Below are 20,154 nucleotides of genomic sequence, written 5' to 3' on the forward strand. Positions count from 1 at the left end.
TAAGAATCATTCTTGAATAAAAACATGACAATTTTAACATAGTTTATATATAATGATAATAAAAAAGAAGGAGTACCACATTTGAAAGTCAAATTCCAAAGCATAATTATATATATATTGCTTGTTATCCTACCGACAATAGGGATTGGTGCTACATTTTATTCGTATCATACATATAAAATGAAACAGGAAAACAAATTATCCGCTCATACAGTTCTCTTTTTATATAGAGATTATTTAGATCATCATCTTGGTGAAGCAATTTCTGCTTTAGACATGCTTGCAAAAGTTGTAGGCACCGAGACTGGTAATATAAACGGCATTAAACAAATTGTACATGATACAGATGGGAACGATGCACGCTTTTCTGGTTTATATTACGCTACACCAGAAGGGGTCATTACAATCGCATCTGAAGATGAATCAAAGCCTATTGATGTTTCAGACCGTAAATATATTCAAGACGTGCTACAAACTAAAAAAACCACTGTATCATCAGTCATTACTGATCGCGTTCTTGGACATAAAGCTATTATGATTGCTACCCCCATATTCAATAAACAGAAAGAGCTCTCAGGATTATTATTAGCTAGTTTACGCTTTGATTACATTTCATCTTCTTTAAATGCCATTAAACCACAATACCATTTTGAGGTAACTGATAAACATGATGTAGTTTTTCTAACCGATGATAATAACGACACAAGTGATACGCATTCTAATATGCTTACTACCCCACTCCAAAGATTAAATTGGAAGGTCTCTGTTTCTCCATTACCTATTCATCAGAAAACCTTATACCAGTGGGTTGCAATAGAGTGTATCGCTACTTTATTTTTAATGTCTATTTTATTTTTACTTGCTCAATATATGTTGTTAAAACGTCAAACAAAACTTGAAAGACAACAAAACGAACTACAGAAAATTGAATTAGTTGGAACTTTTGCAGCAAGTACAGCACACGAAATCCGTAATCCTCTTACTGGAATTAAAGGACTCGTCGCTCTATTAAAAGAGAAATATAAAGATGAACAAGATCAGTTCTACTTTTCCGTAATTGAACAAGAAATAGAGCGAATCAATGAAATTGTAAGTGAATTTCTTATTCTCGGAAAGCCAACCGCCATCATCGAACAAACATATGATGTAAGAACAATTCTAAATGAGGTAGCATTAATTATTCAATCTGAGGCGAATTTACATAACATTGTATTCCATTTACATTTGCCAGACCATCCCGTTCATATCCGTTGTTCGAAAGACCATATGAAACAAGTGGTTTTAAACATTACAAAAAATGCAATTGAGGCTATGACTTCTAGTGATACACTAACCATTGTAGTAAAAAACAATGAAACACATGCACAATTACAGATTATAGATACTGGGAAAGGGATTCCACAACATATTCAAAAACACCTCTTTCATCCGTTCTTTACTAATAAAGATACTGGAACAGGTCTTGGACTTGTCATATGTAAACGAATTGTAGAGATGTATAATGGGCATATTTTTATTGACAGTACAGAAAACGAAGGAACGACAGTTCATATCGAAATTCCGTTACACATAGTATAATTATCCTTATCCTATAAGGGTAATTATACTTATTTCATAAAACCAGCGACAAGCATTCGCCAAAAATTATTTGATTTTCCTTCATACCCGATTTGGAAAATAGGTATTTTTATAATTGAAAACCATTTCGGTGTTTGTTTTTCTTTATAACGCTGATATTGTAAAATAAGCTTGTCCAATTCTTGACTAACTTGAATTGTCTCCTTACTATTTAGCCCACTTGTTAATCCTAGTTGAATCATTTCTTCACGTTTCATATGAATATCACGTGAAAGCTTTTCTAATGTGTACTTCCTTTTTACAGTAAACATCCATATCCCCCTTATTATACTTCCATGCTCTCAAGTTCACTTCTCCATTGACTTTTTTAACTACTTAATCATATGCAAATTTGAAGAATCAGAAAATTTAACATTTTCTCCCTGTAATTTACAAATCTTTACCCTCACTTTGAGAATTATTACAAATTATTCTATCTTTGTAAATACATTCGCAATAATAGACATTTTTTTCATCTTCTTTTTTTACAAATTCTACGTAAACCGGGGATTCTTAATTTTCCACCTACTTTTCTTCGACATTTTTTGTTTAATTTATATAAAAAAGCAAAACATAATGATGATTGATAAAGTGAAACTTTCATCAGTGTTTTTTGTTCAGCCCCACTGATTATTAGCATTCACCAATCGGGCGTTTATTGGCAGTGAATCTCCCACCTATCCAGCCCAATGTTGAGGTGGGAGTCTTACTACCCACAAATAGCGGGATAACAAGAGAAAGGAAATATTTATATGCGAAAATATACGATTGCATTATTCATCATTGTTTTGTTTTTACCGTCCTTCTTATTTCCTATTCAAGCAACTGCTCATACGAATAAAGTTGCTATTGTCATTGATGATTTCGGCAATAATATGAAGGGGACTAATCAAATGTTGTCACTTCCAATTCCACTAACTGTTGCTGTTATGCCTTTTCTTCCTTCCACAAAAGAAGATGCAATAGCTGCCCATAAGAAAGGCCATGAAGTTATTATACATATGCCAATGGAACCTATTAAAGGTAAAAAAGAATGGCTTGGGCCGAAAGCCATTACAACCGATTTAAGCGATGAAGAAATAAACAACCGACTTGAACAAGCTATTCAAGAAGTTCCGCATGCAATTGGAATGAACAATCATATGGGGTCAAAAGTAACAGCGGATGAAAGAATTGTTCGCCTTATACTTGCTGCTTGTAAAAAACACGGTTTATTTTACTTAGATAGTAAAACGAATCCTAAGAGTGTCGTCCCAAAAATCGGAAAAGAATTAGGAGTTCCTATTATTGAAAACCAACTATTTTTTGATGATGTGTATACAGCAGGACATATTTCAAAACAAGCCCAATTACTCATCAAAAAAATTCAAGAAAAGCCTATTATGGTAGCTATCGGGCATGTGGGCCCCCCAGGTGAAATTACATCACGCGTTATTGAAACTTCTATCCCTAAAATTCGTGAGCATGCAGACTTTATTTTTTTATCTGATCTAGCATTATCCCCGCCTCCTGTTTCAAAATAAAGTTCATTACTCACATATAACCAGCCCTAACCAATCGGGCTTTTACGGGAAGCCCCCCATTGCTTTCACTGAATTTTGAGGTGGGGATCTTACCGCCCAAAAATAACGGGACAAAAAAGTACCTATCTGTATATAACAGATAGGTACTTTTCTTTTTAACTTAAATATAATCTACATGACTCACTCTGAATCCTTTTTTCTCTATTTTTCCGATTAATTGCTTTAATCTTGTTTCATCTAACTCATCTGATATATTTACAATAACCCGACGGATATATTGATCACCGTTATCGAGTGTAAACAAACCACCGATATTATATGCTTTTAACAATGTCCCAAGCTCTTTAATCGTCCCCTTACAATCTTGTGTTGCAATTGTTAATATATAACCACCTGTTCGCATACCAAATGAATCTTCAATAACATCAAATATATTCGAATGCGTTAACATACCGACAAATTCATTATAATCATTTAGCACGGCTAAAAACGGAAGCCGACGAATTACATAAAAGGCTCTGAAGAAGGAATCCTTTTCAAAAATAAATGCATTGGAATTGTCAAGCATATCTCCTGCACTTACATGATCTAATCCGCTATTGCATTTTTTTTCTAATAAATCTACTTTATAAATAATCCCCGTGAATTTCTTCTCATCTTCTGCTAATACCGGGATGGCTCGAAATCCCGTTTCGTTCATCATTTGCAGTGCCTCTTCACCAGAATCATTTATTTTGCAAAATGTTACTTGCTGCTTTGGCAGAAAATGATATTTAACTCGCAAAATATGTTCCTCCTTACATGTCAACATGTAATCTATATATAATAAGGAGACCTATATTTTATGAGTGAAATTATTTTTAAAACGCTTTCATTTATTTATTAACTTGTATCCATATCACATACATTTTTATATAACAGAGCTCCTTGCGCCCTTAATCATTAATAACTTTACATGATAGTTCATTAAATATTCTATACCCTCTAGCCATTTTTTCGATTCTTCTGGCGTTTTCCCCCACACAATCATGCCGTAATTATGAACAAGAACTACTCCTCCACCTTCAATGAAATTCGGAACATTACTTTCTAATAAATCAGCGAATTTTTTTTCATCTTCTACAATTGGAATTGTCATTTCTGTTATACCTTCTTTTCCGAAAACACGCTCCACACTGCGTTTATCGAACGTTACTTCTCCTTCTTCTCCATATAACTCTGATATTAAATGACTATCTACAGTCTGCACTTGTAAAATACATCCTGCACTACTTTTTTTATAAATATCTGCATGCATAAATGACTCTGCAGCTGGTTTTTCTTCATTTTCAAATACTGACTCGCACATGCAATTTACGACAATAAAATCTTCTTCCGAAAATAGCCCTTTATCTCTTCCCTCAACATTTACTAAGAATGTTAACGGCTCTTTTGACGTACATAGCGATAAACTAATTTTGGTACCATAAAACCAATCACGAAGTGCCAATTCAGATTTCACATCTTTCAATTCATTCCATTTCTTCAGAAAAAATAACATTTCGTCACCCCCGGCATAATATTCATATAAGTTTCGAATCCTTTCTATGTAAAAGGAATATTTTTTGATTATTCTAAAAATTTAATTGAATTATCACATGAGAACGCTTTTTTGTCAATATAGTTTCGTGGTTCTTCTTTAAAATAGGCTATTCATATGTCTATACTCCTATCTATTTCCTATTTCATTTTGCACATAAAAAAATACGCTATTCTTTAATTAAAGAATAGCGTATTTTCCTCATTTTTTATCCCGCTATTTACCGGGCAGTAAGACCCCCACTGATTAAAGTTTCACTTTATTTCTTTATTGCATTATATAAAAACTGTGCGTATTGTTCACGTGTTACGAAATTATCTCCTAAAAAGTTCCCTTCCCCGTCACCTTTTGATATTTTATTATCTACTAAAGCTTTCACATATCCTTTCGCCCAATGGCCATTTGGTATATCTTTAAAGTTCTCTGCACTATTTTCATTTTCTTTTAACTGAAATACTCTTTGTAGTACTACTGACATTTCATATCGAGTTAATACTCCATCTGGACGGAATGTATCATTTCCATACCCTGTCATAATCCCAGCTTGAACTACTGCATCAATAGCCGTTTCATACATATTTCCTTTCGTATCTGTAAATGTCGTTTTTGGTTTTAGATTATTTTCTAATTTTAAGTACCTTTGTATTAGAAGTGCTACTTGTCCACGAGTAATGTTATCCCCAAATCCAAATTCACCATTTCCATAGCCTATAAATAACTTTTCTTTCGCTAAGTAATTAATTGCTTCTTCTGACCAATGTCCTTTTGGTACATCTTTAAATTCTACCACTTCTGTTTTCTCATCTTCTTTAGATGTATTACCGTCTTTACTTTCTACTACATTTTGAATAACAGATCCTGTAAAGAAGATTCCTGTATCCGCGAATGGATCTTTCACACCAAATTCATATACTTTCTCACCTGATGTACTCCATTTCACTACACCATTACTATACGTACCGTTATCGCTCTTCAGACGGATTTTCGTAGAAACCTCACCATCTTTTTCATATATAGGTACTTTTACTTCTTTATTTACTTCTGTTTCCTCTAAAAATACTTTTTGATTTTGGACATTAATATAAGCCGTCTTACTTAGTTCTATAACTGGTCGGACATCACGGATTTCATTTGCAACAAAACTTAGAAATACTAATTTTTTCAAATTGCTCACTGGTGATAAGTCTGAAATATAATTCGCTTCTAAATCAAGCTTTTGTAAGTTTACTAGACTTGATAATGGCGTAATATCCTTTAACTCATTGTTAGGTAAGTGTAATTGTTTTAACTGTGTCATCTTACTTAGAGGAGTAACATCTTTTATTTCATTTTTCCCGATCCACAATTCTTCTAATTGCTTCATTTGCTCAATGCCGGATAAATCTTTAACTTTATTACGTGTTAATACTAAATCTGTTAAAGGTAATGAATATAACGCTTTAATATCTTCAATTTGATTACCTGCTAAAGTTAAGTATGTTACATTTTTCAAAGCGCTTAATGGAGCAACGTTCGTAATTTTATTATTTGCTAAATTCAAGTAATCTAGTTGTTCCATTTTCGCTAATGCTGTTACATCTTCTATTTGGTTGCCTGATAGATATAAACTTTTTACATTTTTCATTTCAGTTAGTGGTGCAACGTTTGTAATTTTATTATTACTTAAATCAAGAGATTCTAAATTATCCATCTTAACAAGTGGCGTTACATCTGCAAATTCATTACCACGCAAAGCTAAATGATTTAATTGCTTTAAGTTCGCAAAGAACGACGGGTCTTTTATCTTCGCATTCGCAACTGTTAAAGATTTTAAATTTGGCATATATTTTAATGCACTATAATCAAGTATCTCATTTGTATTTAAAAATAAATCCTTTACTTGTAATAACTCTTCTTTCGTAATTGGTGTATTTAAATCTTTTCTATTAAATACTTTTTTATTCACAAGTTCTCTTAATTTGTTATCTGTTATCATATTTTGATTATCAACTGGAGTATCCGTTTCCGTATTGCCTGAATTAGAGTTATCATCTGGTTTCTCTGTTTCTTTGTTACCTACAGTTGGATCTTTAATTTCAAATTGAACTTGATATTTGTGATCATATCCAATAGCTGGAATAAGTATATGCATTTGCATATTGTGCTTCTTCTCAAACTCGCCAATTTCAAATTGGACTACTTTCGTTCCGTTCTTCCTCTTATCTTCTGATAAAACCTTCACATCATGAAATACACCAGGCTGGTTTCTATCTTCTATTCTAAGATATTGAAAATAATCGCTATCTTGCATTGTTACAGTGACAATTTTTTTGCCAGCTGCAATCGTTACTTTAGGATCTTTTATATATTGAGAAACCATAGATGGCTCGTCTTTTTGGTCCTTATATATTTTAATTTCAGTATCATACGTGCGATCACTCGCTGCTGCTACCGATTGATTTGCTTCAACTTTTAATGCCGCTAATGCTGGAGTAGAATACGTAGCAAATGGAATTACTAATGTTGTCGCTACTACTAGCGCCTTCATATAATTTTTTTTCAAAATAATATCCCCTATCATATATAATTTTTATAATTGATAACCCTTATCAATTATCCACAAATAAATGATAATGAATCTCATTATCATTGTCAATGAGAATATTACATTAAATTTATATTTTTAAAGATAAAAAATAAAAAGCCCTTTATTCAAAGGGCTTTTTTACCTATCGTATGAAGAATTTCACTTTTTTCCTTCTCATTGATGACACCAATTTTTTGCAAAATATTCGCGTACAATACAAGTTTATTATATATTCGTTCTGACATGTTCTCCCTTCTTTCCTTCGACCAACTTTTTTTGTATTGGTAAATTATATGAAAGAGATGAGAAAATGTGTCCACTTTTTGCATAAATGCAAATCTTTTATTTTACGATTTGCAGACAATAAAACTCCCTCCTAAAAATTAGGCGGGAGTTTAGGTACTTTCACTTTATTTAACAAACTGTCCACTGAATATTATGCTTCATAAGTTCTTCTTCAAAACTATATGGCATTTTTTTATCACAAATTACATGTTGAATACGTGAAAATGCTGCTATACGATAATTCCCTTTCACGCCTACCTTCGTATGATCACATAAAATATATGTCTTCTCAGCTAATTTCATCATCGCCTCTGACAATTTCGCTTTCTCTAATTCAAAGCTGGAAACTCCAAAACTAGGTAATAACCCATCAATCGAAACGAACGCTTTATGAAAATGGAATTGCTGTATTACTTGCTGAGAAATAGACCCTGATACACGCGAATGCTTTGGAGATACTTTTCCACCTATAAATAAAACTTCACCGTGAAACATCTTTTTATTAATAGAAGAAATTAATTGTGTTGCGACTGGAAATGAACTTGTTACAATCGTTAAGTTTTTACGATGAACAAGGTATGGAACCATTTGAAGCGGTGTACTTCCATCATCAATTGCAATGACATCACCATCTTCTACAAATGTCGCTGCTTTATAACCAATTCTTTTCTTCTCTTCTATATGTAACATTTCTCTTTCTAACATCGGTGCCTCTACCCCAGCGCCTGGAAGTTGAACAGCTCCACCATACACTTTTTTCAGCTTCTTTTCACGATCTAATTCTTCTAAATAACGACGAATCGTTTCTGTTGATACAGCAAATTCTCTCGCTAATTCTGAAACCTTTACTTTCCCTTTAAATTCTACCTTTTCAAGAATGGTTCGCTTTCTTTCTTCTCCTACTACAGACATAGCTTCACCTCATTTATATCTCCCTCATAAACTTTCTTACTTATACAAAGTTATAATTTTCTTTGTAAGTAGAAACTTCTTCATGAATATGAATACCGCGCTTTGCTAGCTCATCAAAAATTAATTGTGGATTTTCAAAAGCTTCTTCAGGCGTAACAACACCCACCCTATTTACATTTCCATTTGCAATTAACTCTGCGGCAATCCCAAATGGAATACCGACGTTTCTCGTATACGCTCTTAATTTTTCCCATCCTACAACAGAACCATCAGATAACGGATGTGTATGATATAACACATGTCTTTGCTTCTCATTATTTTTCATACCTATTACTTCTACATGAAGTGCATAACCATAAAGCTCTGTTTCTTGTCCTTCTTTCGATTGCAATAAATACTGCGAAATACAATCCATAATGCCTATTTCTTTCCCGTTTATTTCAATCTGATCATTACGCAATATGCCGTAATCATATAAAGCACGTACAAGTTGCATATTTTGCTTTGGCCAAGTTCCTCTCGTCTCTATCAGTTTGACACCTTTATTTTCTAGTGCCTTTGCTAACGTAATCGTTTCAGAATGCGGAATGATATACTGCGTTTCCTTACCATAAGGCGCTGGCAATTCTATTTCTCTCGGACGCGCAAACGGAAGTACTTGTTTAAATTCACCATCTTCATACACTGTACGCGATGGTAAATGTGGATCATATTCATATGTCGTTGTCTCTGTAATTGAAGCAGAAAAAGCAATCGGACGATACGAACCGTGACTTACGCGGACAGACTCTACAGTATCCAGTTGATTTGCTGCATGCATTGCCATCATTTGCGTTACACCTGGCGTCATGCCAAACCCAGGCAAACATGTTTTTTCATTTTGAACAAATATAGCATGCGATTCATTTTCTTCACCAAATCCATTTAAGTTCACACCGTGGCAGCCTGCTTCTGCAATACAGCGAGTCGACAATCCGTTTAGCTTTATCGTCGTACCGTCCAATACAATGTCATAACCTTTCATTTTTGCAACCGTATCCTCGTGATTCGTTACATCTACTTTTACAAAATCAACACGAGAATCGTTGAGCCATTCTACTACTTTACGGCCTTCTTCCTCGTTAAAATCGGCTACAGTAATCGTCTCAAAAGATGAAAATTGAACTAAATCCAAAATAGCTTCACGACAAATTTTACCTGCTCCCCCTAAACAAAATACTTTCACCCAATAACAGCTCCTTTAGCAATACTATCAACTAAGCGATTAATATCTTCTTCATGTACATCACCTATATTTCCAATCCGGAACGTATCTACTTTCGAAATTTTCCCAGGGTAAATAACAAATCCATAGCATTTTAATTCGTTATATAACTGTTGAAACTCGAACTCCCCTTTTGGATAAATGAAAGATGTAATAATAGGAGATTGATATTTCTCATCTACTAGTGGCTTAAATCCGATTTCTCCCATTCTATTCACTAGTAGTTTTTGATTGTTGTAATATCGATTGTAACGCGCTCTTACTCCACCCTCTTTTTCTAGTTCAAGTAGTGCTTGATAAAAAGCATGTACAACATGTGTAGGTGAAGTAAAACGCCATTTCCCATTTTGTTTTTCCATCGTTTCCCATTGATCATATAAATCAAGAGATAAAGAGCGTCCTTGCCCTTTACACTTCAATAATTCATCACGTTTTGCGATTACAAATCCGAATCCAGGAACCCCTTGAATACACTTATTCGCACTACTAATTAAAAAATCAATTTGTAAATCAGCAATGTCTATTTCAATCCCGCCGAAACTACTCATCGCATCAACAATTGTAACCTTTCCATACTGCTTTCCTAATCTACATACATCTACAATTGGATTTATAATGCCTGTCGTTGTTTCACAATGAACAACTGCAATATGCGTAATCTCTTTATCTTCTTCCAATAACTTTTCTACTTCTACAATATTAGTAGGTTCCCACTCTTCTGTTTGGCTGACCACTACATCAATCTGTAACATCTCTGCCATTTGTACAATGCGCTTACCGTACGCACCATTTGTACAAACGAGAAGCTTCCCATTTCCCGGAATAACAGAGCCAATTACTGCTTCAACTGAAAACGTACCGCTTCCTTGCATTAACACTGTTGTATATTTCTCTTCTTCCTTCGTCGCTAACGATACAAGTTTAGCTCTTACTTCTTGCACCATCGTATTATATTCAACATCCCACGTACACCAATCGTATAGCATAACTTCTTTTACTGATTTTGTTGTCGTTAATGGTCCTGGTGTTAATAATAAGTAGTGATTTTCATTCATGATCCCGTACCCCTTTTATGAAATAATAAGTTCTTGTTTCTCGATATGTTCCATTACGTTTTCGAGCTCCTGCATCGTTTCAATCGTAAAATGAGCCCCATTTTCAACAAACCGATTACGAACTATTTCTATTTTTTCACGAAGCTCTACCGAATCCATACTCTCCACTTCCTCTTCCGTTAAACCGAGCTCACTACTTCCAAGAATTACACCAACTGTCCACATTCCAGCATTTCTACCTTCTTTCATATCTGATACTGTGTCCCCTACTTTTATCATATGGTTCATCGGATACACACCAAGTTCCATAGCATTTTTATAGCACATCCATGGGTATGGGCGGCCTGCTGGAACATCATCTGGCGTAACAAGAAAATCAGGTTTATATCCTTGTAACGCTGCTTCCTTTGCTACAATATCCATCATTTCTCTCGTATAACCAGTTGTTGAACCGATTTTAATGCCTCTCTCACGTAAAGAAGCGATTACTTCTTTTACCCCATCAATCGGCTTAGCATAACTTGGCAAAATAGAAAAGAGAATTTCTTCAAACTCTTCATACATCTCATGAATGTCTGCTTCTGTTGGTAAGTGACCAAAGACACGCTTCCACTCATCCGCAATACGAGGCATTTCTGTTAGTGCCCTTACATGATCTATTTTTAATAATCCCATTGGCTTACGTGCTTCTTCTGCTGTAATTTCAACGCCGCGTTTATGAAAAATCTTCATGAATACTTCTAGTGGTGCAAAACATCCGTAATCAACCGTCGTGCCTGCCCAATCAAAAATAACTGCTTCAATTTTCATTCTGTCCATCACCCTTCTTACTTATCTTTTTTGCCATTGTGAAGTTCGGTTACGAAGTGCTTTCGTTCCCCATTCATATACAACTCTCACTACAATATTTGTAACAACAATAAGTACACTCATTGCAGCTGCTGGCGCTACATTTCCTGCATCATCCATATTTACGATTGATACGGCAGCTAGTTTAAAATCAGCTGCATATAGGAACACAACTGCCGATACAGTTACCATTGAATTTACGAAGTAGTACATTACCATTTCTAAAATTGCTGGTAAACACATTGGTACTGTTACTCGGAAGAATGTTTTATAAAACGGAATACCCATCGACTGCGAAACAAGCTCAAACTCTCGGTCTAATTTCTTTAAGGCAGTCGTTGCCGTGACAAATGTTACAGAATAAAAATGAATGATATTTACTAGTACTAATACAGCGATTGTTCCGTATAAAGAATGAAACGGATTCGTTACTGATAGTCCAAGAATTTGAATCGTTGGTTGACTAAAGAAAAAGACATATCCTAATCCGAGTACTAAACCTGGTATCGCTAACGGCACTATAGAGAAAAAGTAACCTGTTTTTCTAAAAAATTGTAGCTGGTCTATTTTCTCAATTGCATATGCGAATACAAATGTTAAGATCGCCCCAATAACTGCTGTAACTGCTGAAACAATTACGCTATTTTTAAATGCTTCAAGTCCATCTCCTGTTAAACTTGAAAAATTAAAATGCTCAAATGTAAAACTCATATTATATGGCCATACTTTCACACTTGCAGCAATACCAACTGCAACAAATAATAGAATGATCATAAGGGTAATCACACTACAATATATGAATGAGATTACATCTCTTTTCTTATTAGCTATTATTCTGTATGGTACTGCTTTTGAAGATAAGAAATTCGCCTGCTTTCTTTGCGTAATACGATCAACTACAAATGCGAATATAGCTGGGATTAATAAAATCATTCCGACAGTTGCACCCATCGGCATATTTTGCTGTCCAATTACTTGTTTGTATACGTCAGTAGCAAGCACATTATATTGCCCACCAACAATTTTTGGTGCCCCAAAATCAGTAAAACTAAGTGTAAACACAACAAACATTGCACTAATTAATCCGTACTTTACACTAGGTAAAGTAACCGTGAAAAATTGCTTTGTTTTACTGGCTCCTAACATATTAGAAGCTTCATATAAACGATAATCAGATCCTTGAAAGGCAATTAGCAATATGAGAAAGGCTTGCGGAAATGTATACATAACTTCAGCTATTACAATTCCTACTGGTCCATATAAAGGGATTTGTATACCTTCAAATAAACCAAACATTCCTTTCGTTACTAGCCCTTGATTACCAAATAAATATGTAAGTGCTATACCGTGCATCATCGTTGGTGCAAACAATGGTAATAACGCTACATACTGAAATACGCGCTTTCCAAAAACATTCGTACGGGCAATTGCATATGCGTAAACGAATGCGATTGCAACTGAAATAATTGTTGTTGCGCCCGAAATCCATACTGTATTTTGTAAAGACTGCACTAAAGTTGGTGTTGTGAAATATTTACTGAAATTCGCTAAACCAATGAAAACTCCATCTTTATTATAAAAAGCTTGTGTAAATAGTTGTAATAGCGGTAATACAAGTATGATAAGGAAGGAAAGAATCATACCGATAATTACGAGCCTTTGGATCCATTCCTCTTTCCCTATACTTCTCTTAATCTTTTTTTTCGTACTTTCTACCTTATAGTTTTCTAACATCTCCATCTATACAATGACCTTCTTTCCATATGACAACATATGATTTTCTGAGAAAGAGATTTGAATCGGCTTTCCTTTTCTAATAGCCGTTGCTTCTACTTCTGATGCTAATATATCCACTACAATTTTCTCATTATAAAGGTGTGTGTTTTCTTCTACGACTCGCACTTCCGTCCGATATACAGATCCGCGAAATTCCATACTTTCCACAACTGTTTTAATACCGTCCTTTTGTACAATTGTTACATGTTCAGGACGAATTGCATGTTCTTCGTTATTTTTCGAAAAGAAATTAATAGAACCAATAAAATCTGCCACAAACGGATTGGCTGGTCTTTGATAAATCTCCTCTGGTGTTCCAATCTGCATAATTTCCGCATGATTCATTACAACAATTTTATCAGCCATCGTTAATGCCTCTTCTTGATCATGCGTTACCATAATCGTCGTTATTCCTATTTTCTCTTGCAAATCACGCATTTCCCTACGTAATTTTTCACGCACTTTTGCATCTAAAGCTGATAACGGCTCATCGAGTAACAAAATATCTGGAGACAGAGCGAGCGCACGTGCAAGTGCTACTCGCTGCTGTTGTCCACCAGACATTTGAGCAGGATATTTATCTTTTACATTCAGCAAATCTACAAGTTTTAACGCATCTAGCGCTTTCTCTTTCACTTCTGCTTTCCCATATTTTTTTGTCTTTAAGCCGTATTCAATATTTTCAAGTGCTGTTAAATTCGGAAATAAAGCATACGATTGGAAAACCATTCCGAAGTTTCTCTTCCCAGGAGGCAATGCTGTAATATCTTTTCCATTCACAGCTATACTGCCAGTCGTTGGTTCCTCTAGTCCCGCTAAAATGCGAAGCAACGTCGTTTTCCCACAGCCACTCGGGCCTAATAAACAAACAAACTCATTTTTGTTCACAGTAAAAGAAATATCTTTTAACGCTGTAAATGCATCAAACTGTTTTTGAATGTGTTGAATTGATAAATATTCGCTCATTTTTCTCTCTCCCACTCACTTACTTTTTCGGTTCTGCTTTTTGGCCAAACTCTTTTTCCCATTTTTCTAAAATTTTGTCACGATTTTCTGCTGCCCATTTAAAGTCATTCTTTTTATATAATTTTTCAGTAACATCTTTCGGGAATCCCTCTGGAAGTTTATAATCATTTTTAATTGTCGCAAATCCATTTTTCTCAAAGTATAACTTCATTACATCATCAGTAATTGCCCAATCTAAAAATGCTTGTGCTAATTTATCATTTTTCGCATTATCTTTCTTAATAAGTGCGTTCGCTTCTACTTCCCACCCTAATCCTTCTTTCGGCAGTACAACTTCAACTGGTGCACCTTTTTGTTTCTCTTTTAAAGCACTATAAACCATTGATACACCGACTGGATATTCACCTGCTCCTGCTAATTTCGCTGGTTTTGATCCTGAATGCGTATAACTTGCCATATTATCATGAAGTTTCTTCATGTAATCCCAGCCTTTATCTTCACCCATGATTTGTAGCCATGCAGAAACTGTTAAAAATCCTGTTCCAGATGATGCTGGATGTGGCATAACAAGTGTTCCTTTATACTCTGGTTTCGTTAAATCTTCATATGATTCTGGCATCGGTAAATTTTTCTTCTTTAACTCTTCTTTATTTACAGCAATCCCCGTCATAAATGCAGTATTTCCTACCCATTTTTCAGGTTGCTTATCATCTTTAAATTGTGGAAGAACACGATCTGCTCCTTTTGGAGAGTATCCTTTTAACATATCTTTTTTATCTAAAGCTAATAGACTTGATGCCGCAGTTCCCCATACAACATCTGCTTGTGTATTTTTCCCTTCAGCTAGCAATTTCGCAGTAATAACTCCTGTTGAATCACGTACAATGTTCAATTTCACATCAGGATATTTCTTTTTAAAGGAATCAAGATAAATTGGTACAAGCTCTTCTTCAATTGCTGTGTAAACAGTTAATGATCCAGATAATTTGTCATCTTTCACTTTCGCTCCAGCACTTTCTTCCTTCTTTGCACCACACCCCATTAATAACGAAAATACCATTCCAGTCGCTACAGCTTTAAAGATTGTTTTTTTCACTGTTTCTCTCTCCTTTTACAAATCTTATGTACAACTCAAATATAAACAACTAGTGTAAAAGCAGTATTAAACCAACATTAATCTTTTGTTTGTTGTTTGTTTTTGTGTAATACGTTGCTACTTCTATGTTTTTTCGCATTTTTCTGCTAATAGAAAACACTAAATTTACAAATAATTAAAAAAACCTTTATAATCCCACAAAAAAATGAGGCGTTTGTAAAAAACGCCTCATTTTTGTTTCCCTTTTTTTGAATTACGATTAGCATACTTTGCGCTATTTTCTCCTTCATACTCTAATGCAAATTCTGCATCTGGTAAGCTTTCTTTCGGAGTTTTATTATTATTGATTGCCGCATTTTGTTTCACTTTTCTTTTTACCAATACATTCACCTGCTCTCAAGAAATCACTTTCTACTCTAGTTTGAAACAACTTAAAATAATTATTACTGGCAAGTGTTAACAAGTACATAAGGGGCGTTAGATGGAAATACTACATATGAAGAAATCATTATAAAAAGGAGCGATAATTTTGAAGAAAAAAGAAAAGATTCAATCACCAATTTTAGACGAAACGCTCCCGCATCAAATGAATTTTCCATCTTTTAAAGGAACAGGAAAAACGATGCAACAACCTTTTGTGAATCAATATAATGTTGTAATTGGAGACAGTAAATATAATTCCGAGAACAGTCCGCTTAACAATTGGAGTGATGAAGTAGATCCTGCCATTATGGCTGGCGATGAGTGGATCCATCCGACAAATGATATTGGGTGGATTTCAGAAGAAAATCAAGAGTTACTAAAAAACGAAGTGGATAATAAAAATGAAGCTTTTATGCATCCACAATTTGGCATTAACGACTAAAAAACCATTCTACCTAACGTAGGTAGAATGGTTTCATACTATCCAATAATAATCCGCTCTTTCGGGTATTTATAGCGAGGTGGTTGTTCCCTTCCACCACTAGCTAAAATAAATGTTAAAATACCAACGCGTCCGATAAACATAAGCACAATGAGTACAAGTTTCCCAACAGTTGTTAAATCAGGCGTAACACCTGTTGATAGTCCCGTCGTTCCGAAAGCAGAACAAACTTCAACAATTAAGCTCATAAGCGGTACATTTTCCGTAATAGATAAAATGAATAGCGCAGTAGCACATAACAAAATCCCCATCGTCATAACGACAGATGCTTTTAGTACATCCTCTTCATGTAGCTGACGTTTGAAGACTCTAACTGTTCTACCGCCCCTTGCAAAGGTGTATAGTGACAATATACTAACAGCAAATGTAGTTGTACGTATTCCGCCCCCAACCGAACTGGGAGATGCCCCTATAAACATTAATATACTCATAAATAAAAGCGTCGGTTGTGACAATTCACGTATATCCATCGTAGCAAGTCCACCACTTCGCGTCGTCACAGATTGGAATAATGTATAAAATACCGTTTCATGCCATGACTTTCCTACTAAAAAGTGATTTCTCTCCAGTAAAAAAATCATAATTGTACCAACAACAACGAGTGCAAAAAATGTTGTTGTCGTCAATTTTGTAAATAATGAAAAACGAAATAATTGTTGTCCTCTTTTACTAAGGAATTGTTTCACTTCCATTAGCACAGGGAAACCAATCGCTCCTAAAATAATTAGTAACATATGAATCATTTGAACAATATAATCTTTTTTATACGGAATTAACGATTGTCCTGTTAAATCAAATCCACCGTTCGTAGTCGCACTAACTGCTGCAAAGAAACCGTGAAAATAAGCTTCTTGCCAAGTCGGAAAGTAAAGTAAAAATCTTGTACCTAATAGGATTGCTCCAATAAGTTCTATCGAAATAATTACAATTAAAATAGAACGCATCAATTCTACAAGACCCGATAAATTTCCTTGATTATGGTCTGCCATAATTAATCTTCTTCTTTGCAAACCAATCTTTTTCCCCGTAATGATCCAAACAAATGTACCAAGCGCCATAATTCCTAAGCCGCCTAATTGTAAAATAAGGGCTAAAACAATAATTCCTGCTGTAGTAAACGTATCTGAAATCGTAATAACAGACAGCCCCGTAACACTTACCGCACTAACCGATGTAAAAAGGGCATCTATAAATGTCCATTTCACACCAGGTTTCGTAACAAACGGTAAACTAAGCAAGATTACCGATACAACTACTGCTAATAAATAAAATAAAACAATGAGTTGTACTGGACGTAATTTTTGTAAAAACTTTTTTATATCTCTCATTCCATCACTTCGCTACCTTTTTTCTATCGATTAAATAAAGAAAAATCTTCCCTTTCTTTATTTGTAAATAACTGTTCAAATAATTTGGCAAAGACCATTCCATATACAGTTCCATTACCTCCATACGGCAATGCGTAAAATAAATTATGTATCTTTTCGTCTTCTTTTAAAATGGGGAGACCATCATGAGTACCACCAAATGCGGCTGCCCAATAGTAGTCTGCCTGTATATTTTTATACTGCGGGAACATCTCTTTTACAATATTAATAAGGATATCACGCTTATGCAATAATTTCGTATCACCGATTGTTTGAATTTGCATCGCTTCATCTAATCCGCCTACAATAATGCGGTTTCGATACGTTCGAAAATATAAGTAAGGCCGTTCCGTTTCCCAAATTAACGATCGCTCATGCCAGCCTTCAAACTGATCTATTTCATTTGTTACAATTGCATAAGAAGTTTCTACTGTTGTATTTTTTTCTTTCTTTCCAAAAAGCGCTTCATAACCTGTCGCCATAATAATATTCTTTGCTACAATTTGATTTCCTGTTTTCGTGTAACAAATTAAATCATTTTGGCGTTTTTTTATATGTATTGCCTCTGTATGTTCATATATATTAGCTCCTATTTGGTTTGCTTTATGCAAAAAACTATGCGCTAATAAATACGGATTCACCTCAGCATCACCTTGCGTATATAACGCTGCTTGTTTTGCAAAAGAATAACGTTTCTTAATATCAGCTTCTGTAAAATATTCAACTGGAAATCCATAATTCTGTAACGTATTATATTCCTCTTGTAAAAATGAGACATCCTCACTTTTACTTGCATAATATAAACTATTTCGCGGAATAAAATGGGGATCAATATCAAGAGTCGGTATAACCTCTTCCATTGTTCTTAGCGCTTCATAACAAAGCTTATATGCTCGTACCCCTTTTTCTTTACCAAATGTATGGATAAGGGAGGTTAACGATTTATCATGAAGGAATTGTAGTAAACCTGTATTAGCAGCTGTGCTACCACACCCAATTGCTCTTTTTTCAATAAGCGTAACACTCATGCCAATTTTCGCTAACGAATGCGCTATATGAGCACCAGCTTCGCCGCTTCCGACTACGAGCACATCACATATCATATCATTTTCTAACAGTGGATAACAAGGTACAGAAACTCCTGTATTCCAAAACAACTTACCGTTCATAAGTTTCATAATTATACTCCTAAAATATAAGTTTCTCCTTTCTATGTTTTGTTATTTTCCATAAAAAAATCCAACTAACATAGGCTAGTTGGATTTTTTATTTTTAATTAGAACGTTCTTCAAGCCAATTTCCAATCGTCGGATATGTTTGTTTTACAGCTGTTCCACCGTAAACGATAGACATATGCCCTGTCGGTAAACATACATATTGTTTATCTGTGCTAGAAATATGGTCTAGTAATGCTTCTACTTGACATGGCAAAGCGATATGATCACGTTTCCCGGAAATATTTAAGACATTCGCCTTAATATTTGCAAGGTCTACCTTTTGTCCGCGAATAACGAGTTCACCCTTAACCAGTTTATTATTTTGATAAAAATCACGAATCCACTGTCTGTATGATTCACCTGGGAACGGAATACCATCACCAACCCACTTTTGAACCAATCTCCAGCTTTCGACGAAGCGCTCATTCTCTGAACGATCTACTAAAGCAACATATGGACCGACAAAGTTCGTAATTGGTTTTAACATTTTGTTTCCGAAATCAATCATTTCTGGCGGAATATTTCCAAATGTATCAACCGCTTTATCTAAATTGAAGTATTTCTCATCTAACAAAGGACCATACAATCCTGTTTCAGAGAAATCAAAAGGACTTGTCATGAAAATTAAATTACGAATTGGCATGTGCGGATGAAGTGCTGCATAAATAGAAGTTAGCGTTCCACCCATGCAATAACCAAGTAAAGAAATCTCGTCCGATTTTGCAGTTCGCATTACTTTTTTTACTGCTTTTGCAATATAATCAAACACGAAATCATCAAATTTCAAATGACTATCTTCCAAACCAAATGTGCCCCAATCAAGCATATACACATCAAAACCACGATCCACTAGATATTCCACTAAACTATTTCCAGGAGTTAAATCCATAATATATGGTTTATTAATAAGAGCATATATTAACAGAATTGGAACTCTTTGTGTTTTTTCTTGTTTTGGAATGTAGCGATAAAGCTTCGTCTTATTCTTCGTCCAAATAACCTCTTTCGGCGTTAATCCTACTTGCGGCTCTGGTTCACGTAATAAAATTTCACTCGCCCTTTTCACTCGGCGGTATGCTTTTCGGTACTCTTCTGGGTATAGCTCTAATTGCTTTTCCCATTCTGTTGCGAATGTAGTCATTTTTTTATCTCCTTTT

Annotated in this window: 18 protein-coding genes; 3 read left to right on the top strand and 15 right to left on the bottom strand. The window is 34.7% G+C overall.

Translation table 11 applies throughout. The features are described from left to right. The first annotated feature begins 81 nt into the window (after positions 1–81). Positions 82–1,578: a DUF3149 domain-containing protein gene (locus ACO6VI_RS05840; protein ID WP_053564935.1), complete on the top strand. Its 1,497-nt coding sequence runs from the start codon at positions 82–84 to the stop codon at positions 1,576–1,578. A gap of 29 nt (positions 1,579–1,607) precedes the next feature. On the opposite strand, the gene ACO6VI_RS05845 is transcribed toward ACO6VI_RS05840, so the two are convergent. Continuing rightward, entirely contained in the window at positions 1,608–1,889 is a 282-nt protein-coding gene (locus ACO6VI_RS05845; RefSeq protein WP_063546911.1) for an aspartyl-phosphate phosphatase Spo0E family protein, read from the bottom strand. A gap of 480 nt (positions 1,890–2,369) precedes the next feature. Here ACO6VI_RS05845 and ACO6VI_RS05850 point away from each other — a divergent pair, with 480 nt between their 5' ends. Beyond that, positions 2,370–3,140, top strand: coding sequence for a divergent polysaccharide deacetylase family protein (locus ACO6VI_RS05850; protein WP_001234111.1), 771 nt, complete (start codon positions 2,370–2,372; stop codon positions 3,138–3,140). A 160-nt stretch (positions 3,141–3,300) separates the two neighbouring features. Here ACO6VI_RS05850 and cbpA read toward each other — a convergent pair whose 3' ends face one another. The 11 genes from cbpA to ACO6VI_RS05905 form a co-directional block, all read right to left on the bottom strand. Further along, entirely contained in the window at positions 3,301–3,924 is a 624-nt protein-coding gene (gene cbpA, locus ACO6VI_RS05855; RefSeq protein ID WP_053564936.1) for a cyclic di-AMP binding protein CbpA, read from the bottom strand. Positions 3,925–4,050: 126 nt separating this feature from the next. After that, positions 4,051–4,680 carry a class II aldolase/adducin family protein gene (locus ACO6VI_RS05860; protein ID WP_053564937.1) on the bottom strand — a complete coding sequence of 210 codons (630 nt, stop codon included), beginning with the start codon at positions 4,678–4,680 and terminating at the stop codon, positions 4,051–4,053. A gap of 298 nt (positions 4,681–4,978) precedes the next feature. Continuing rightward, positions 4,979–7,279: an NEAT domain-containing leucine-rich repeat protein gene (locus tag ACO6VI_RS05865; RefSeq protein ID WP_088020523.1), complete on the bottom strand. Its 2,301-nt coding sequence runs from the start codon at positions 7,277–7,279 to the stop codon at positions 4,979–4,981. 420 nt (positions 7,280–7,699) lie between these two features. Then, entirely contained in the window at positions 7,700–8,482 is a 783-nt protein-coding gene (locus ACO6VI_RS05870; RefSeq protein ID WP_000117666.1) for a DeoR/GlpR family DNA-binding transcription regulator, read from the bottom strand. Between the two features lie 40 nt (positions 8,483–8,522). After that, complete coding sequence (locus ACO6VI_RS05875; protein ID WP_000862169.1) at positions 8,523–9,707, bottom strand: saccharopine dehydrogenase family protein; 1,185 nt, start codon at positions 9,705–9,707, stop codon at positions 8,523–8,525. Next, positions 9,704–10,801, bottom strand: a complete 1,098-nt coding sequence (gene phnW / locus ACO6VI_RS05880; RefSeq protein WP_063546909.1) for a 2-aminoethylphosphonate--pyruvate transaminase — start codon at positions 10,799–10,801, stop codon at positions 9,704–9,706. Before phnW ends, ACO6VI_RS05875 begins: the two co-directional genes overlap by 4 nt. 15 nt (positions 10,802–10,816) lie before the next feature. Next, positions 10,817–11,611: a phosphonoacetaldehyde hydrolase gene (gene phnX / locus ACO6VI_RS05885; RefSeq protein ID WP_063546908.1), complete on the bottom strand. Its 795-nt coding sequence runs from the start codon at positions 11,609–11,611 to the stop codon at positions 10,817–10,819. Between the two features lie 21 nt (positions 11,612–11,632). Continuing rightward, the gene (locus ACO6VI_RS05890) at positions 11,633–13,390 is read right to left on the bottom strand and encodes a putative 2-aminoethylphosphonate ABC transporter permease subunit (protein ID WP_000425530.1); all 1,758 of its coding nucleotides are present in this window, start codon (positions 13,388–13,390) and stop codon (positions 11,633–11,635) included. Next, on the bottom strand, positions 13,391–14,392 hold the full coding sequence (locus ACO6VI_RS05895) for a putative 2-aminoethylphosphonate ABC transporter ATP-binding protein (RefSeq protein ID WP_000006196.1): 1,002 nt from the start codon (positions 14,390–14,392) through the stop codon (positions 13,391–13,393). It abuts the gene before it with no gap. Between the two features lie 19 nt (positions 14,393–14,411). After that, positions 14,412–15,488 (bottom strand): putative 2-aminoethylphosphonate ABC transporter substrate-binding protein, encoded by a 1,077-nt coding sequence (locus ACO6VI_RS05900; RefSeq protein ID WP_000750893.1) that lies wholly within the window; start codon positions 15,486–15,488, stop codon positions 14,412–14,414. 228 nt (positions 15,489–15,716) lie between these two features. After that, entirely contained in the window at positions 15,717–15,869 is a 153-nt protein-coding gene (locus tag ACO6VI_RS05905) for a hypothetical protein (RefSeq protein ID WP_000240799.1), read from the bottom strand. Positions 15,870–16,017: 148 nt separating this feature from the next. Between ACO6VI_RS05905 and ACO6VI_RS05910 the strand changes: the two genes are divergently transcribed. Further along, positions 16,018–16,353, top strand: a complete 336-nt coding sequence (locus ACO6VI_RS05910; protein ID WP_000726028.1) for a DUF3905 domain-containing protein — start codon at positions 16,018–16,020, stop codon at positions 16,351–16,353. Between the two features lie 38 nt (positions 16,354–16,391). Here ACO6VI_RS05910 and ACO6VI_RS05915 read toward each other — a convergent pair whose 3' ends face one another. The 3 genes from ACO6VI_RS05915 to phaC form a co-directional block, all read right to left on the bottom strand. Beyond that, the gene (locus tag ACO6VI_RS05915) at positions 16,392–17,741 is read right to left on the bottom strand and encodes a TrkH family potassium uptake protein (protein ID WP_001204706.1); all 1,350 of its coding nucleotides are present in this window, start codon (positions 17,739–17,741) and stop codon (positions 16,392–16,394) included. A gap of 23 nt (positions 17,742–17,764) precedes the next feature. Continuing rightward, positions 17,765–18,958, bottom strand: a complete 1,194-nt coding sequence (locus ACO6VI_RS05920; RefSeq protein WP_000772526.1) for an NAD(P)/FAD-dependent oxidoreductase — start codon at positions 18,956–18,958, stop codon at positions 17,765–17,767. 94 nt (positions 18,959–19,052) lie between these two features. Then, positions 19,053–20,138 (bottom strand): class III poly(R)-hydroxyalkanoic acid synthase subunit PhaC, encoded by a 1,086-nt coding sequence (phaC, locus tag ACO6VI_RS05925; protein WP_000206336.1) that lies wholly within the window; start codon positions 20,136–20,138, stop codon positions 19,053–19,055. Between the last annotated feature and the right edge of the window lie 16 nt (positions 20,139–20,154).

This window comes from Bacillus sp. PSXD-155 (genome assembly GCF_049310765.1).
GTDB classification, from domain to species: Bacteria; Bacillota; Bacilli; order Bacillales; family Bacillaceae_G; genus Bacillus_A; species Bacillus_A cereus.

Excerpts from the sequence above, each read along its gene's own strand:
- ACO6VI_RS05865 (WP_088020523.1), bottom strand. The coding sequence starts at position 7,279 with ATGATAGGGGATATTATTTTGAAAAAAAATTATATGAAGGCGCTAGTA.
- ACO6VI_RS05860 (WP_053564937.1), bottom strand. The coding sequence starts at position 4,680 with ATGTTATTTTTTCTGAAGAAATGGAATGAATTGAAAGATGTGAAATCT.
- ACO6VI_RS05920 (WP_000772526.1), bottom strand. The coding sequence starts at position 18,958 with ATGAAACTTATGAACGGTAAGTTGTTTTGGAATACAGGAGTTTCTGTA.
- ACO6VI_RS05895 (WP_000006196.1), bottom strand. The coding sequence starts at position 14,392 with ATGAGCGAATATTTATCAATTCAACACATTCAAAAACAGTTTGATGCA.
- ACO6VI_RS05915 (WP_001204706.1), bottom strand. The coding sequence starts at position 17,741 with ATGAGAGATATAAAAAAGTTTTTACAAAAATTACGTCCAGTACAACTC.
- ACO6VI_RS05890 (WP_000425530.1), bottom strand. The coding sequence starts at position 13,390 with ATGGAGATGTTAGAAAACTATAAGGTAGAAAGTACGAAAAAAAAGATT.
- phaC (WP_000206336.1), bottom strand. The coding sequence starts at position 20,138 with ATGACTACATTCGCAACAGAATGGGAAAAGCAATTAGAGCTATACCCA.
- phnW (WP_063546909.1), bottom strand. The coding sequence starts at position 10,801 with ATGAATGAAAATCACTACTTATTATTAACACCAGGACCATTAACGACA.
- phnX (WP_063546908.1), bottom strand. The coding sequence starts at position 11,611 with ATGAAAATTGAAGCAGTTATTTTTGATTGGGCAGGCACGACGGTTGAT.
- ACO6VI_RS05870 (WP_000117666.1), bottom strand. The coding sequence starts at position 8,482 with ATGTCTGTAGTAGGAGAAGAAAGAAAGCGAACCATTCTTGAAAAGGTA.
- ACO6VI_RS05845 (WP_063546911.1), bottom strand. The coding sequence starts at position 1,889 with ATGTTTACTGTAAAAAGGAAGTACACATTAGAAAAGCTTTCACGTGAT.
- ACO6VI_RS05850 (WP_001234111.1), top strand. The coding sequence starts at position 2,370 with ATGCGAAAATATACGATTGCATTATTCATCATTGTTTTGTTTTTACCG.